This window comes from Streptomyces sp. NPDC050610 (assembly GCF_040654875.1).
GTDB lineage: Bacteria > Actinomycetota > Actinomycetes > Streptomycetales > Streptomycetaceae > Streptomyces.
Genome location: NZ_JBFAIV010000017.1, coordinates 110,085 through 124,947 on the forward strand (window position 1 = coordinate 110,085; position 14,863 = coordinate 124,947).

Below are 14,863 nucleotides of genomic sequence, written 5' to 3' on the forward strand. Positions count from 1 at the left end.
CCGGGGCAGGTCGGGCGGCGGCCCCCGGAGCCCTGCCGGAGGGGCGGGCGAGCGGTGCTGGACCCCCGGAGGGTTGGGCGGTCGGTGCCGCGATCTGCCTTACGGGGTGGGCGGCCGGTAGGCGTAAGGCTGCTGGTCGCTTGCCCGGCCCGGCCGGGCCACGCCTGACCGGCCAGGTCAGGCCCGGTCAGACCAGGCCCGGCCAGGTCAGGCCAGCTCCTTCCCGTACCAGATCTCGGAGTGCGGGCCGTGGGAGTAGGCCGGGATCTCGGTGAAGCCGTGGCGTTCGTAGAGGGCGCGGGCCTCCACCAGGTCGAGCCTGGTGTCGAGTACGACGCGCTGGACGCCCCAGCCGCGCGCCCGCTCCTCCGCCGCGGAGAGCAGCATGGACGCGCCGCCGAGGCCGCGCTTCGCGGGGTGCAGGAACATCCGCCGCAGCTCGGCGGTACGGGCGTCCAGGCGGCGCAGCCCCGCGCAGCCCGCCGGTTCGCCGTCGTGGCGGGCCACGAGGAGGACGCCGTCCGGCGGGGCGAGGTCGTCGCTGGGCATCTCGCGGAGGTGCCGCTCGATCTCCTCGGCCGTCGAGCGGCGGCCGTGGTGGAGCTCGTACCAGCGGTCCGCGACGTCGGTCAGATACGCGCGCAGCAGGGCCGCCGACTCGGGGGCCGCGACGGGCAGCGGGGCGACGGCCCAGCGTGCGAGGCCGGTGTCGGTGTGCGTCATGAACCGCATCCTGGCAGGCCGGGGCGGCCGGCGCAGCCGAGTTTGGGCGGGGGCGGCCGGGCTACCCGAGCGCGAACGGGCCCTGGAAGCAGGGGCTCCTGCGGAAGGGACGACATGTCAACTGGCGTGACCATCATCGTGATCGTCGCCGCCGTCATCCTCCTTGGGGCGCTCGCCGCCGGGTTGCTGCGCGGCGGGCGGGGCCGGGGGCGGGGACGTGGCCTGCGGCGGCGTTTCGGACCGGAGTACGACCTGGCGCTCGCCCGGCACGACGGCGACGCCAAGGCGGCGGAGAAGGAGCTGACCGAGCGGCTGCGGCGGCATGGCGACGTCAAGATCCAGCCCCTGACGGGGGAGTCGCGCGAGCGGTACGCGGCCTCCTGGAACGGGGTGCAGGAGGAGTTCGTCGAGGCCCCGGGGAAGGCCGTGGCGGACGCCGAACAGCTGCTCGCCCGCCTCGTCCGCGACCGCGGCTACCCGGCGGACCCCTATGACGAGCAGGTGGCGGCGCTGTCCGTGCACCACGCGTACAGCGTGCGCGGCTACCGGCAGGTGCACGCCGCCGCCGACCGGGCCCGCCAGGGGCGCGCGGCGACGGAGGAGCTGAGGGAGGCCGTCGTGGGGGCCCGCGGCCTGTTCGACGAGCTGATGGAGGAACGGCCGCAGGGGCGCTCGCACGCGTCGGACCGGCACCGTACGGGCGTTCCGTGGGCGGGCGCCCGCGGGCGGCACGAATCGACGAAGGGCGGGACACCGTGACGATGGGACCCACTGGACCGGGCGGCTTCTCGGGACGCGAAGGACGTGAAGGACGCCAAGAACGTGAGGGGCGCGAAGGGCGCGAGGGCCGCGGCTGGCGCGACGGGCAGGACGGCCTCGATGGACGTGAGGGGCCTGAAGAGCAGCGGCTCGGCACATCCGACGCGGGTCCCGCCGACCGTACGGACGGTATGGAACGAACGGGCCGCACGGACGGTACGGACGGTACGGACCGCGTGGACGGTACGGACCGAACGGGCCGTACGCGGTCGCCCGGGCACTACGAGCCGGGGAGCCGCGAGCCCGGACGCCACGAGTCCGAGAGCTACGGGCCCGGCGCCTCCGGGCCCGGGCGCGGCGGCCGGGAGGCGCGCGGCGGACGCGGCTCGGCGCCCCCGCCGGGCGAGGGCAGGGCCCCGGGTGAGGGCAGCGCTCCGGGGGAAGGGACCCCGCCGGGTACGGGCGCGGAGGCGGGCGCGGGCACGGGGGCGGTCCCGGGCAGGGACGCGGCCCGCGCCGCGGAAGAGCGCACTCCGCGCGTACCGCGGCAGGGCGGACCGGACGAGCGGGTGCCGCTTCAAGGTGAGCCGCCCGCGGCCACGCTGCTGCCGCAGGACGACCGCGACCGGCTCCTGCCGCAGCTGCGCCGCGCGGTCAACGGCTTCGTCGACGAGCCGCGGTCGTCGGTCCAGGAGATCGACGCGCTCTACGAGGAACTCACCGCCCGCCTCACCGACCTCTTCGGGGAACGCCGCCGCGCGCTGCGCGCCTCCTGGCACGACGACGCCGAACCGCAGACGGAAGAGCTGCGGCTGGTGCTGCGCGACTACCGTGACGCGATCGAACGGCTGCTTGCGATCTGATACGCCGTCATAGCTGTTGCTCGATGGGTCGCCATGGTCGTCGCGGTCGTCGGTTCTTCGGCCCGGCGGCGGGTCAGGGCCGCCGCCGGGTCTTTCGCCAACTGCCCTTCCCCCGAAGGGGAATGGCGCGTACGGGAGACGGCAGGGCCTATGCGGTCGGCGTACGGCCCGGGTTCATGTCCGCCATGACGCCCGCGAGTTGGGCGAGGGAGAGCGGCGGGGCGGGGAGCGGGTGCGCGCCCTCCGGGCGGAGGGCGTCCAGGAGCAGGGCGAGGTGCCGGCGCCAGGAACCGGGGGCGACGGCGGCGAAGGCGGGCACGGAGCGGCCCAGGGCGGCGAGTTGGAAGAGGATGTCCTCGGCGGTGATGTCGGGCCGCATCGTGCCTTGCTCCTGGGCGCGGGTGACGAGCGTCAGCACGGTCTCGTGGTTGTGCTCGCGGAGTGCGTCGAGCGAGGGCACGCCCTCTATGCCCGTGGTGATCAGGTCGCCGGCCCCTCGGTCGGCGGCGACGAGGGTGAAGATCCGCTCCCAGTAGCCGCGCAGCGCTTCCCAGGCGTCCTCGACCCGCCGTGCTTGCTCGCCGGCCTCGCGCGTCTCGGTGAGCGTGTCGTGGAAGACCGCCTCGATGAGCGCCTCGCGGGTCGGGAAGCGGCGGTAGAGCGTGGCGTTCCCGACGCCGGCCCGGCGCGCGATCTCGTCCAGCGGGGCCTCCACGCCCTGCTCGGCGTAGATCTCGTGGGCGGCCGCGATCAGCAGTTCCCGGTTGCGCCGGGCGTCCCGCCGCAGCGCCGGGGGCTCCCCGGCCGCCTTCTCCGCGCTCGCACTCATGGCCGCACCCTAGCAACAACCGAGGAAGGCTCCCCGTTTCAGCCGGGGTGCGGCAGGCGGGGCGGATGACGGGGCGGATATCGGGGCGCATGACGGGGCGGATATCGGGACCGGCGGCCCGTACCGTACCGGGCCGCCGTCTGCACCGCTGTCCGTCCCGCCACCCGTCCCGCCGTCCGTCGGCACGTGGTCGTCTTCCGGCTTTCGTGACCGGCCTGCATGCGGGCGAGCGCACCCCCGTCAAGGCCCGCCTGTCACTCCGTGACGAGCGCCATCGCGAAGCCGTCGTAGCCCTTGCTGCCGACCGTCTGGAACGCGGTGGCGTTCACCCGCGGGTGCTCGGCGAGCATGTCGAGGAAGGTGCGGATGCCCTGTATCCCGGCGTCCGTCTGGGCCGGGTCGATCACCGCGCCCGACCGTACGACGTTGTCGCCGATGATGAGCGTGCCCGGCCGGGAGAGCTTCAGCGCCCACTCCAGGTAGTGCGGGTTGTTCTGCTTGTCGGCGTCGATGAAGACGAGGTCGTACGGGGCCGTGTCCTCGGCCGCCAGCCGGGGCAGCGTCTCCAGGGCCGGGCCGACGTGCACCTTGACCCGGTCGGCGAGGCCGGCGCGCGCGATGTTGGCGCGGGCGACCTCGGCGTGCGCGGGGCTGAACTCCAAGGTGTCGAGGCGGCCGCCGGCGGGCAGGGCGCGGCCCATCCAGATGCTGCTGTAGCCGCCGAGCGTGCCGAACTCCAGGATGCGGCGGGCGCCCCGGAGCTGGGCCAGGAGCTGGAGAAGCTTGCCCTGGTTGGGGGCGACCGCTATCCGCGGCAGGCCGGCCGCGTCGCTGTCGCGCAGCGCCGCCGTGAGCGCGTCGTCGTCCGGGGCGAGCAGTTCGCTGAAGTAGCGGTCGACCTCGGTCCACCGCTCCTCGTCCCGTCGGCGCGGGGTGGCCGGGGCGCTCGCGCCGCTCGTGCTGCTTGTGCTGTTCGCGGCGCTGCTCGTACTGCTCGTACTGTTCGTACTGCTCGTGCCGTGGTGCGGGGTGGTCGGGTCGGTCGTACCGTTCGGGCCCTGCCCGGTGCTCTGAGTCATAAGGTCCTCGGGGTCCTCTCCCTTAGTTCCGCGAACAAAATACGTAAGAGGTGGGGGCGCGGCAATCGCTTTCGGACAACTGTGGGAGGTTGTCAGGTGGCCTAGGGGTGTCCTGCGTCTGTTTCCGGGGACTCAGTAAGGTTTCAACCTCCCCTAAGAGGGTGACTGGGCGACGGAGGAGCGGCGGGGCGTGGCAAATGCGGAACGGGGCGGACTGAGCGGTCCGTCGGGGCGAGGGCCCAGGATCTTCGTGGCGCTGGGCGCCCTGTGGCTCGTCGCGGGCCTGCTGGCCGCGCGGCAGGCCGCCGCCGTGCTGCGGCTGCCGCCCGAGCGGCGCTTCACGGCCCTGGAGACCTGGATCGGCGAGCACGGCGTGCTGCACGTGAACGGCTCGCTGTACGACACGGACAAGTTCACCGGGTCGCCGTTCGCCGGCCTCGTGCTCAAACCGCTGACCCGGGCCGCCGAGCAGGGGCTCGGCCTCGTCTGGACCTTCGCGACCCTGCTCCTCGTCGTCGCCCTCGCCCTCGTCGCCGCCCGGTCCCTGCCCGGCCCGGTCTCCCGGCGGACGGCGCACCTGGCCGCGCCCGTGGCGATCAGCCTGACGGTGCTGTCCCTGCCGGTACGGAACACCTTCACCCTCGGGCAGACCAGCATCATCCCGGTGCTGCTCGTGCTCCTCGGCTGCTGCCTGCCGCGGCTGTCGGACCGTACGACCGGGGTGCTCGTCGGCGTCGCGGCGGCGCTCCAGCCCGCCGTCCTGCTCTTCGCGCCCCTGCTGTGGCTGGTGGGGCGCCGCCGCGCGGCCGTGACGTCCGCCGCCTCCTTCGCCGTCTGCACGGCCCTGGCCTGGGTGGCGATGCCGGACGACTCCTGGTCGTACTGGGTGCACCACATCGCGGGCGCCGGGCTCGGCGACGCCGCCGACGGCCTCGCCAACCAGTCGCTGCACGGGCTGCTGCTGCGCATCGGGCTGCACGGCCCCGCGGAGCTGGCCCTGTACGGGGTGCTCGCCCTCGCGGTCGCCGTCCTCGGGCTGCGCCGCGCCGCGCACTACGCCAAGGACGGGCAGATCCTGCTCGCCACGGCGATCACCGGGTGCGTCGCGGTCGCCGTCTCGCCCACCGCCTGGCAGCACCAGCAGCTGTGGATTCTGCTCGCCCTCGTCGGGCGCGTCGGCAAGCGCCGCGCGGACCGGCTCGTATGGCCGGTACTCGTCGTGCTCGTCATGACGCTCAGCAGCACCGTCCTGGTGCCGGACAACCCGTTCCTCGGCCCCATCGGCGACAACGCGCCCCTCCTCGCGGCGCTCGCCGCGGCCTGCGCCGTGCCGTTCCTGACGCGGTCCTCGCCGCTGTGGGAGCGCCCGATGCCGACGCCGGTCGCCGAGCAGCTCCCCGGCCGGTTCGCCTGGATTCCCCTGCTCCGCTTCTGGCGGCGGCCGCTGACCCGGCCGAACCTGATGCTGGAGCTGATGCTGATCCGCATCGGCTACTTCGTCTACTCCTACATCCGCGGCAGCGCACCCGACGAACGGACCACCGCCGAGCACCACGGGCAGCAGATAGTCTCGGCCGAGCGGTTCCTGCACATCGATTTCGAGCACTGGTTCAACCACCTGGTGGCGAATACCCACTGGCTCGAAAGCAGCATGAACTACTACTACGGGACCTTCCACTTCCTGCTCCCGCTCTCCACGCTCGGCTACCTCTACGTCCGCCGCCCCGCCACCTACCGCTGGGCCCGCACCGCGCTGTCCATCACCACCCTGCTCGCCCTCGTCGGCTTCTGGCTCTACCCGCTGGCGCCGCCGCGGCTGATGCCCGGCCTCGGCTTCATCGACACCGCCAACGGCCCGCAGGACTTCGCCAACCCGGACTACGGCGCGCTCACCAAGCTCTCCAACCAGTACGCGGCGATGCCCTCGCTGCACATCGGCTGGTCGCTGTGGTGCGGCGTGGTGATAGCGATCGTCGCGCCGAAGCTGTGGATGAAGCTGCTGGGCCTGGTCTACCCGCTGCTGACCTTCTCCGTGATCGTCGGCACCGCCAACCACTACGTACTGGACGCGGTCGGCGGCGCGACGGTCGTCGGGCTGGGCTTCGGCCTCCAGTACGTGCTGACGGGGCCGGGTCGGCAGGCGCTCGGCAGGTTCAGGGCGGGGAAGGGCGAGGGCGAGGGTGAGGGGGCCGCGGGGGCTCTGGCGATCGTGGGGGCCCCGGGAGTCGTGGGGGTCGCCGGGGGCGCGGAAGCCGCAGCGGTGCAGGGCGGCGGGGGCCGTGCGTCCGAGCCGGGGGCCGACAGCGATCCGGATTCCAGCGATTCGAAGTCGAACGATTCGAAGTCCGGCGATTTGAAGTCGAGCGATCTGGGGGCCGGGGGCCTGGAGTCGAATGATCCGGAGACGGACGATTCGGAGTCGGTCGGCGCGGGCGGAGAGGATCGCAAGGCGAAGGCCTGACGCGCGGGCTCGTGGGGCGGCCGGCCCGTGGAGGCCGTCCCGTCCGGCTCCCGCCTCCGCCCCGTCAGTCCTCGCGTGAAGTCGGTCTCGGCGAACGCCGTTATGCACTCCAGCGCGCCCCCGAAACCGCCCGTAGACCCCGTAGACCGCCCGTATACCGGCCGTCATTCCGTCGCGAGATGCTCCCCGAAGAACGCCTCGATCCGCTGCCAGGCGTCGGCCGCCGACTCCGGTTCCGGGCCGAAGCCGGTGATGCGCCGCATGACCGGCGCCAGCGCGCGCGGCACGTTCTCGGCATCGCTCAGGAAACTGTGCCCCGCCTTGGGGTAGAGCTTCACATCGTGCGCGACGCCGGCGCGCTGGAGCGCAGACTCCAGCTTGGCCGCGTTGGCCCGGAACGGCTTGTCACGCCCGCCGTAGCTCGCGACCACCGGGCACGCGCCCTCCATCGCCTTGTCCAACTCGCCCGGCAACTGGCCGTAGTTGGCAGCCGCCGCGTCGAACCGGCCCTGCCCGGCCAGCACCAGTGCGAAGCCGCCGCCCATGCAGAACCCGATGACCCCGACCTTGCCCGTGCACGAGGGCTCGGCGAGCAGCCACTGCCGCGACGCCTCGATGTCCGCGAACGCCGGGCCGTGACCGCGCGCCAGTTGACGCATCGTCGGCACCATGCAGCGGATCGCCTTGCGGCCCGAGTAGAGGTCCGGCATCAGCGCCAGGTAACCCGCCGCCGCCATCCGCTCGTTGAGCCGCAGGTTCACCGCGTCCGCGCCCATCGCCTCGAAGATCACCACGACGCCGGGCCGGGGCCCCGTCCCCTCGGGGCGGGCGAGGTGGCCCAACAGGTGTGATGTGCCCGAGTGTTGGGCGCTGAGCGCCGAGAGTTCCACCGTTTCATTCATGAGCGTGACCGTACGCGAGGCGCGGTGTGATCGGCAGAGCGGGGCGGGGAGGGGTGGGTTGGGACGGGGCGCCGTGCGGAGGCTCGTACTGACGGGGGCGTGCGGGGCGTACGGGAGTGAGGGCGTACGGGCGTACTGGCGTGCCGGGCAGGGCCCGTACGGTCCGTACGCGCCGTACCCCTTGCGCTCAGCCAGTCGGGGGCGACGGCGGTGATGGGGGCGACGCGGTCGTCGGTGCGGCGGTCTCCCGCTTCTCGTCGCCGTGTCCCGGCCACCACGCCGCGTGTCCGATCAGCGCCGTCAGGCTCGGTGTGAAGACCATCGACATGACGAACGCGGACACCACGATGCCGAAGGACAGCGCGAACCCCATCTGGGAGAGGGTGGAGTTGCCCGCGAGCATCAGCGTCGCGAAGGTGCCCGCGAGGATCACGCCCGCCGCGGCGATCGTCGGCCCGGAGTGGCGGATGGCGGTGCCCGCCGCGTCGTGCGGGCCGCGGCCCTCGCGGGCCTCCTCGCGCAGCCGGGAGACCATCAGGATGTTGTAGTCGGTGCCGAGCGCGACGACGAAGAGATACATGATCACCGGCAGCATGAACATCAGCCCCGGCTGGCTGCCGATCTGCTGGAAGATGATCGAGGTCGCGCCGAGCGTCGCGCCGAAGCCGAGGGCGACGGACAGCATCAGATACCAGGGCGCGACGAGGCTGCGCAGCAGCAGCCCCAGAATCACCATGATGCACAGCGCGGCGACGGGGAACACCACCGAATAGTCGCGGTCCACGGCCTTGTTGATGTCGACGTAGACGGCGGTGATGCCGCCGACGAGCGCCTTCGTACCCTGCGGAGCGCCGTCGTGCGCGGCCGGCCGCAGCCGGTCCTTCACCGTCGACAGGGCCTCGTCGGAGGCGGGCGGGTTGGACAGGACGACGGAGTACGAGGCCGTGGAGCGGTCCGGGCTGAGCTTCGGCGCGGAGACCGAGCCGACGCCCTTGACCTTGCCCAGGTCCGTACGGAACGACGCGGCCTGCGCCGCGCTCAACGGGCGGTCGTCGTCCGAGGAGAGATAGACGGAGGTGGGGTCGACCGTGCCGGCCGGGAAGCCCTTCTGCATGTCCCGCATCGCCACCATCGACTCCTTGGTCTTCGGCAGCGAGGAGCCGGCGAGGTCGAAGTTGGCCCGGTAGCCGAGCGCGCCGACCGCCAGCCCGCCCATGACCAGGGCGGATATCAGCGCCCAGACGGCGGGGCGGCGGGCTATCGACGTCCCGAGCCGGGTGAAGGCGGCCCCCTTCGGCTCGTGCCGCCACGCCTTCGACGGCCAGAACACCCGGGTGCCCAGCAGGGACACCACGGCCGGTACGAGCGTGAGCCCGGCCAGCAGCGTCACGAACACCGCGATGGCGAGCGCGGGACCCATCGACTTGAGCATGCCGAGGGTGGACAGCGCGAGCGCGGCGAAGGCGACGATCACCGCGCCGGCCGCCGAGGCGATGGCCTCGCCTACCCGCTCCACGGCGTGCACCATGCCGCTCTTGGAGTCCTCACCGGCGCGCAGCGCCTCCCGGTACCGGAACAGGAGGAAGAGGATGTAGTCGGTGCCGACGCCGAAGAGTACGACCGTCAGCAGCTCCTGGACGGAGCTGTCGGCCTTCATGTCGAACGCCTTGTTGGCGGAGGCGATCAGTCCGGTCGCCATGGGCGAGATGAGGCCGATGAGGACGACGGGCAGCAGCGCGATGATCGGGCTGCGGAAGATGACCAGCAGCAGCAGGACGATGATCACCACCGTGCCGGCCGCCACCAGCATCCCCGCACGCGCGGAGGAGTCGCTCTCGTCCAGCGCCTGCGCGGCGGAGCCGGTGACGCCCGCCTTGAGCCGCGTACCGTCGAGGTCCGGCTTCAGGTCCTTGCGGAGCTCCTTGACCGCGTCCTGCGGGGACTTGTCGGCCGGGTCGGTCACCTTGGGCATGGCGACCGCGGCGGTCTGCACCTTCTTGTTGGGGGAGAGCGGGCCGGGCGCGACGGAGTCGATGCCCTTGATCTTCTCCTTGTTCAGCGCGGTGGCGATCTTCGCCACGGACGCGCTGTCCCGCGCGGTCAGCCGAGCGCCGTCGGAGCGCTGGAAGACGATGATCGCGCCGATGTTCTGCTGCTGGGGGAAGTCCTTCTCCTGGACGTCCGACGCTCTGATCGACTCGTAGTCGCCGGGCAGAAAGCTCGCCTCGTCGCTGCTGGAGGTGAGCTTGGGAGCGAGCGAGATGACCGCCGCGGCGGCGATGACCCAGGCGAGGATCACCCACCACGGCCGACGGACCACGAAGCGGCCCAGACTTGCGAACATGGAAGCCTCCCGCTCGCCCCCGACTCGGATCGTCGCGTCCCACCATGATGGGGCGGGGCGGGTGCCTCCGCGACTCGAATCCTGAAGCCGGTGCGGGCGGTGGCGAGTGGCGGCGGGTGGGCGGCGATGCGGGCTGCTATGGGGCGTGACGGGCGGGTAACGGCTCGGTGAGATGCGGGTGCCGCCGCTCGGCCGGGGGCCGGGGGCCGGTTGGTGGGCCGGAGGCGGGCCGGTGGGAGTGCTGGGCCGGGCCGACGGGATCGCTGGGCCGGTCCGGGCCGTTCGGCCGAGCGGCGGGGCGCGTGATGTCACTCAGTGTGCGCTTTGGTGGCGATTAGTGCTGGTTTGCTTGGGGGTGGCTTGGCTGACTGGCTGGATTGGCCGGTCAGATGGCCGGTCAGCCGGTCAGCCGGTCAGCCGGTCAGCCGGTCAGCCGGTGACGGTGATCTGCGACGCGGTGTCGGTCGTGTCCGTGACGTTGTACGTGGCATTGAACGTCGAGGACGTGGAGCTGGTCGGGCAGCCGAAGCCGCCGACGACGTGGACCGGTACGGATGCGCCGGAGAACCCGAGCTTCGACGGCGCGCCGTTGGCCCAGGTCCCGGCGATGTTCGCCGGCGCGGTCGGCGCGGCGGTCACGGTGCAGGAGGCCAGGCCGTTGGTCTGGAGGACGAAGCCGCCGGTGGGGATCGTCAGGCTCGCGGTGGTCGGGGAGCCGTTCTGCATGGAGACGCCCCAGTTGCCGCTGGTGGTGATGGTGGCGGTCACGCCGGGAAGGCTGGCGGTGCAGGAGCTGAAGCCGGGCGCGTTGATGGGGTTCGAGACCGGGCCCGAGGGGTTGGTGTTGCCGGGGGCCGCCGGAACCTTGTTGTTGTCGCCCGCGCCGGGTACGGAACTTGAGACGGAACACGTCACCGTCACGGCACCGGCCTTGAAGGTGGCCTTGCCGGTCAGGTTGGCGGCGAAGTGGTGCCCGGCCGGGGTGACGGTGGTCGACGCCGCGGCGACGCCGGTACCGGTGGTGGAGAGGGGCGCCTCGGCACCGGCGGTGCCGCCGCCGAGGGTGAACGCGGCGGCGAAGGCGAGCCCGGCCGCGGGGGCCGGCAGGGCGCGGGCGCGTAAGGGCTGACGTCTCATCAGATCTCCTTGAGGGGTGAGGGTTTGCGGAGATTGGTGGGTGCGGTTGGGGCGGTGCTTCTGGAGCTGGCGCCGGTGGGTGGGGCGCCTGCGGGTGGGGCGCCTGTGGGCGGTGGTACGTCCGTAGGCTGGGCGTCTCCGGGCGGTGCGGCTCCATGCGGCGAGGCGCCATGAGGTGCGTCCGGCGGTGTCTCGTCCGTGCTCGGGAGCGGCTGCCAGGCGAAGATCAGGCCACCGCCGACGATCCCGATGAGGGTGCCGACGAGGAACCCGCCGAGGTTGGACATGACCAGCGCGGCGGCGGCGACCATGACCGTGACGATCCCGGCCAGCGACCGGTACTGCGGGGCGAACCAGGCGGCGAGCCCCATCAGGATCATGACCGCGCCCATGAGCACGGACGGGATACCGGCGATGCCCTGCTGGAGCATGACCTTCAGCGGCGCGAGCGGAATGGCGCAGATCTCGGCGCCCGCGATGATGGCGGCCAGCCCGCCCCAGAAGGGGCGGCCCCGGCGCCACTGCCGCCACCGGCGCCGGATCAGAAGCATTCCTTCTTGCCCTTGGACACGTTCATGCTCAGCCCGGTGAGCTTGAACGTCGCGGCGTTGGTGGCCCACGCGGTCTGCTTGAGGTCGGTGATGCTGACGTCGTCGGCCTGCTGGGCGAACAGGTCCTGAAGGCCCTGCGCGCTGTCCGGGCCCTTGTCGAGCGTCGAGGCGTCGCGGCCGATCTCGATGTTGTTGAACGCGGCGTTGCCCGAGAGCTGCGTCGCGTCCACGAACAGGTCCTTGGCCTCGACGGGCTTGCCGCCGCCACCGGCGGAGAGCTTCAGGGAGATGTCCCCGACGACGGGGAGGTGGGTGACGACCGACTGACAGAGATTGTGCAGCTCGGCCTTCTTGATGGCGGTCACGGCCACCGGCAGCAGATCGCCGCGGGCGTTGGTGTCGATGCTGCCGTACTGGGCGAAGCCGTCGCCCTTGAGGCTGGTGGCCGAGACCTTGAACTGTTGCCCGGACACGGCGAACGACGCCGCCAGTGCCCCGTTGGCGAGGGCGATGGCAAGCGCCGCCGTCACCGCGAACCCGGGCACGGACAGCACGGCGAACCTCCGCCACCTGACCCGACCCGTCACCTGTCTGCCGTGTGCGTCTTTCATGTCGTGTTGCCCCTTCGATGAGCGTCGCGTAGCGCTGTCGAATCACATGTGGGGAGCGGCGGCGTGACCATGCGGTTGAGCTGCTGAACTACGTGTAGAGGTCATGCCAACCGTGCGGTGTACCCGAGAGTAAGTCCGCCAATGACCACTGGCAAGGTACGGGAACGTACCGAATTGCGGCGAGGGGGGAGGGGAGTTGGGGGGAGGGGGTGGTTGGTGGTGGGTGGTTGGTGGTGGGTGGGGTGCTGCTGGGTGGGGGGTGTGGGGCTGGGTGGGGCGGTATTGCCGGTGGGTGGGTGCTTGTTTCGTCTCGGACCCTCCGGGTCCAAGGCGCTACCAGCGGGAGGGGAGGGGGCCGGGCTACTCTCGGCTTGCTGACTGCGGGCGGGTTCTCGGCCGGGGCTAGAGAAGGCTCGCTGCGCTTCACCGCTGGTTGCTGCCGCGATGGGGTTGGCGCAGGGATCTTCGGGTGCGGGTGGGTTTGGGGCTTGGGCCTGTGATCCACGGCAGTGAGCAGGGGAGTGCGGCTCGCTGCGCTGCGCCTGGTGGTGGTTGCTGTCCGGGGAGGGTTTCCGCACCCAGGGGAGGGGTGTGCGGGTGTGGAAACTCCCCTCCGACGCCTGCGTGCCCGGTATGTCCGGCCTGGCAGGTTGAATGGGCAACCGGTTGGGGTTTCCATCCGATTCCGCGCCCGATATGGCGCTTTTGCCTGATGGAAACTCCTACCTACTTGCTGGTAGTCAACGAGGCCCTCCACAAGGCAGCCGCCGGCCGCGCAGCGCAGCGGAGCCCTCCCTGACCTCAACCTAGGACCGGGCGACAGCCAGCGAACCAGCCCAGGCCACCCACTCCCCGCCCCTGCCGGATCATTGGGCCGCAACCCACCCCCGACCCCCACCCGAAAGCCCCACCGAGACCACTTCGCGGCAGCAACCAGCGGGCAAAGCGCAGCGAGCCATCCCTGACCCCAGCCACACACACGGCGACAGCCAGCAAACCAACAGCAGCCCGGCCCCCTCCCCTCCCGCTGCTAGCGCCTTGGACCCGGAGGGTCCGAGACGAGAGCCGCAGTCGGCAGGGCGCAATACCGCCCCACCCAGCAACGCCCCACCCCGACGCCCTGCTGCCAACCCCCTACCCGTAAGCCACCCCCATCTCCTTGATGCCGTTCAGCCACGCCGACCTCAAGCGCCTCGGCGGGTCCGTCAGGCGGATGTCGGGGAGGGTGTCGGCTATGGCGTTGAAGATGAGGTTGATCTCCAGGACCGCCAGGGACTTGCCCAGGCAGAAGTGCGGGCCCCCGCCTCCGAAGCCCAGGTGGGGGTTGGGGTCCCGGGTGATGTCGAAGAGTTCGGGGTGGTCGAAGACTTCCGGGTCGTTGTTGGCCGACGCGTAGAAGATGCCTACGCGCTGGCCCTTCTTGATGTGGGCCCCGCCCAGTTCCGTGTCGTGGGTGGCCGTGCGCTGGAAGGAGATGACCGGGGTCGCCCACCGTACGATCTCCTCGGCCGCCGTCGCCGGGCGTTCGCGCTTGTAGATCTCCCACTGTTCGGGGTGGGTGAGGAACGCGTGCATGCCGTGCGAAATGGCGTTGCGCGTCGTCTCGTTGCCCGCGACCGCCAGCAGCAGGACGAAGAAGCCGAACTCGTCCGAGCCGAGGTTGCCCTCGTCCTCGGCGGCCACGAGCTGGCTGACGATGTCCTTGGCCGGACACTCCTTGCGGGCGGCGGAGAGGTTCATCGCGTATGAGATCAGTTCCATGGCCGCGTTGGCGCCGACCTCTTCCGTGATGGCCAGTTCGGGGTCGTCGTACGCGATCATCTTGTTGGACCAGTCGAAGATCCTGGCCCGCTCCTCCTGCGGCACGCCGATGAGTTCGGCGATGGCCTGGAGCGGCAGTTCGCAGGCGATGTCGGTGACGAAGTCGCCGCGCCCGCTCTCCTTCGCCTCCGCCACGATCTTGGCGGCCCGGTCGCGCAGGGCGTCTTCGAGCGCCCGTATGGCGCGTGGGGTGAAGCCGCGCTGGACGATCTGGCGGACCCGGGTGTGTTCGGGCGGGTCCATGTTGAGCATGATGAGTTTCTGTACGTCGATCTGTTCGCGCTGGATGTGTTCGTTGAAGCGGATGATCGAGGTGTTGAGGCCGGCCGAGTAGGTCTCCGGCTTGGTGGAGACCTCCTTGACGTCGGCGTGGCGGGTGACGACCCAGTACCCGTCGTCGTCGAAGCCCGCGATGCCGTGCGGCTGGGCGTTCCACCAGACCGGGGAGGTCTCCCGCAGCCGCGCGAACTCCGGGAGCGGCACCCGCTGGTGGTACAGGTCGGGGTCGGTGAAGTCGAAGCCTTCGGGGAGTCCGTGGGGGAGTCCTTGGCGGAGTCCGTCGGGCAGTCCTTCGGGGTGTACTGGGCAGGACATCGGCCACTCCAGGTCTGACGGCCCATCAGAAGTTGGCCTGAAGGTAGTAACGAGTTCTATAGGTCGCAAGGGTCGCGGCGTCATCTGTTGCCCGCTCGGCGCGGACGTGGTGCGTGCACACCCCTTGCGTACCGGGGGCGGCAGTCGTGAGACTGCGTGCAGAACTAGAACGGGTACTAGTTCTGCCGT

At 71.5% G+C, this 14,863-nt stretch carries 12 protein-coding genes; 3 read left to right on the forward strand and 9 right to left on the reverse strand.

Translation table 11 applies throughout. The features are described 5' to 3' along the window. Positions 1-207 precede the first annotated feature (207 nt). On the reverse strand, positions 208-723 hold the full coding sequence (locus tag AB0I22_RS21900) for a GNAT family N-acetyltransferase (protein ID WP_363132511.1): 516 nt from the start codon (positions 721-723) through the stop codon (positions 208-210). A 114-nt stretch (positions 724-837) separates the two neighbouring features. Between AB0I22_RS21900 and AB0I22_RS21905 the strand changes: the two genes are divergently transcribed. Both AB0I22_RS21905 and AB0I22_RS21910 read left to right on the forward strand, forming a co-directional pair. Next, positions 838-1,482 carry a hypothetical protein gene (locus AB0I22_RS21905; protein ID WP_363132512.1) on the forward strand — a complete coding sequence of 215 codons (645 nt, stop codon included), beginning with the start codon at positions 838-840 and terminating at the stop codon, positions 1,480-1,482. A 191-nt stretch (positions 1,483-1,673) separates the two neighbouring features. Next, positions 1,674-2,345 (forward strand): hypothetical protein, encoded by a 672-nt coding sequence (locus AB0I22_RS21910; protein WP_363132513.1) that lies wholly within the window; start codon positions 1,674-1,676, stop codon positions 2,343-2,345. 148 nt (positions 2,346-2,493) lie between these two features. Here AB0I22_RS21910 and AB0I22_RS21915 read toward each other — a convergent pair whose 3' ends face one another. Together AB0I22_RS21915 and AB0I22_RS21920 are read right to left on the reverse strand one after the other, a co-directional pair. Beyond that, entirely contained in the window at positions 2,494-3,174 is a 681-nt protein-coding gene (locus tag AB0I22_RS21915) for a helix-turn-helix domain-containing protein (RefSeq protein ID WP_363132514.1), read from the reverse strand. 254 nt (positions 3,175-3,428) lie between these two features. Beyond that, entirely contained in the window at positions 3,429-4,253 is an 825-nt protein-coding gene (locus AB0I22_RS21920) for an O-methyltransferase (RefSeq protein ID WP_363132515.1), read from the reverse strand. Positions 4,254-4,503: 250 nt separating this feature from the next. Here AB0I22_RS21920 and AB0I22_RS21925 point away from each other — a divergent pair, with 250 nt between their 5' ends. Then, positions 4,504-6,714 carry a bifunctional glycosyltransferase 87/phosphatase PAP2 family protein gene (locus AB0I22_RS21925; RefSeq protein WP_363132589.1) on the forward strand — a complete coding sequence of 737 codons (2,211 nt, stop codon included), beginning with the start codon at positions 4,504-4,506 and terminating at the stop codon, positions 6,712-6,714. A 164-nt stretch (positions 6,715-6,878) separates the two neighbouring features. On the opposite strand, the gene AB0I22_RS21930 is transcribed toward AB0I22_RS21925, so the two are convergent. The 6 genes from AB0I22_RS21930 to AB0I22_RS21955 form a co-directional block, all read right to left on the reverse strand. Further along, positions 6,879-7,616, reverse strand: a complete 738-nt coding sequence (locus AB0I22_RS21930; protein ID WP_363132516.1) for a dienelactone hydrolase family protein — start codon at positions 7,614-7,616, stop codon at positions 6,879-6,881. A gap of 187 nt (positions 7,617-7,803) precedes the next feature. Further along, on the reverse strand, positions 7,804-9,960 hold the full coding sequence (locus AB0I22_RS21935; RefSeq protein WP_363132517.1) for an MMPL family transporter: 2,157 nt from the start codon (positions 9,958-9,960) through the stop codon (positions 7,804-7,806). 429 nt (positions 9,961-10,389) lie between these two features. After that, positions 10,390-11,097, reverse strand: coding sequence for a hypothetical protein (locus tag AB0I22_RS21940; protein WP_363132518.1), 708 nt, complete (start codon positions 11,095-11,097; stop codon positions 10,390-10,392). Beyond that, the gene (locus AB0I22_RS21945) at positions 11,097-11,648 is read right to left on the reverse strand and encodes a DUF6114 domain-containing protein (RefSeq protein WP_363132519.1); all 552 of its coding nucleotides are present in this window, start codon (positions 11,646-11,648) and stop codon (positions 11,097-11,099) included. Before AB0I22_RS21945 ends, AB0I22_RS21940 begins: the two co-directional genes overlap by 1 nt. Continuing rightward, on the reverse strand, positions 11,639-12,259 hold the full coding sequence (locus AB0I22_RS21950; protein WP_363132520.1) for a DUF6230 family protein: 621 nt from the start codon (positions 12,257-12,259) through the stop codon (positions 11,639-11,641). The genes AB0I22_RS21945 and AB0I22_RS21950 overlap by 10 nt, the downstream gene beginning before the upstream one ends. A 1,134-nt stretch (positions 12,260-13,393) precedes the next feature. Then, positions 13,394-14,674: a cytochrome P450 gene (locus AB0I22_RS21955; protein WP_363132521.1), complete on the reverse strand. Its 1,281-nt coding sequence runs from the start codon at positions 14,672-14,674 to the stop codon at positions 13,394-13,396. Positions 14,675-14,863 lie beyond the last annotated feature (189 nt).